Raw genomic sequence first — 548 nt, 5'->3', positions numbered from 1 at the left:
TGATGCTGATGCGGGAACATTTACCATTGCTCCACGTTTTGTATATGCAGATGGTGATCAGAAAGACGATAACTTTTTGGAGCTAGATGTCGGTGCATATGTTGGCATTATTGATACGCAAGCGGGGTTGTTTTCTGCAGGTGTTGAAGCCTTAATGACAACCGCGGATAACACCGATAATACTTATACTTTAGGTGTGCGTTGGGCTTACGATCAGAAGTTGAATGTTGATATTGTCCCTGTGGTTTATAGTAATGACGAACTGTTTGGCGTACCGGGCTTAGTTCGTGTGAACTATCAGCTTTAAAATGAGATTTCATCAAAAAAGGCAGCCAGTTGGCTGCCTTTTTTGCATCTGAGCGTTTGATCAGTAATTAGTGCGCTACATCCCAGCTGTCGCCAATTCCCGCTTCGACAATCAGTGGCACGTCAAGATTTGCTGCGCCCATCATGAGCTCACTGAGTAAGCTTGCAATCTCTTCGACTTGATCTTCTCGTACTTCGACAATGAGTTCATCGTGTACCTGCATGATCATCTTCGCATCAAG

Annotated in this window: 2 protein-coding genes; one reads left to right on the top strand and one right to left on the bottom strand. The window is 44.3% G+C overall.

Annotated elements, in window-relative coordinates; translation table 11 throughout:
• On the top strand, positions 1–307 hold a 307-nt coding region (locus A3738_RS30965; protein ID WP_197473791.1), incomplete at its 5' end, for a hypothetical protein.
• Positions 308–374: 67 nt separating this feature from the next.
• On the opposite strand, the gene A3738_RS29295 is transcribed toward A3738_RS30965, so the two are convergent.
• Positions 375–536: a DNA polymerase gene (locus A3738_RS29295; protein WP_082890028.1), complete on the bottom strand. Its 162-nt coding sequence runs from the start codon at positions 534–536 to the stop codon at positions 375–377.
• Positions 537–548 lie beyond the last annotated feature (12 nt).

This window comes from Oleiphilus sp. HI0066 (assembly GCF_001635725.1).
Note: the sequence above shows the minus strand (reverse complement) of the source record. Positions and strands in the feature narration are given on the sequence as shown.

Excerpts from the sequence above, each read along its gene's own strand:
- A3738_RS29295 (WP_082890028.1), bottom strand. The coding sequence starts at position 536 with ATGATCATGCAGGTACACGATGAACTCATTGTCGAAGTACGAGAAGAT.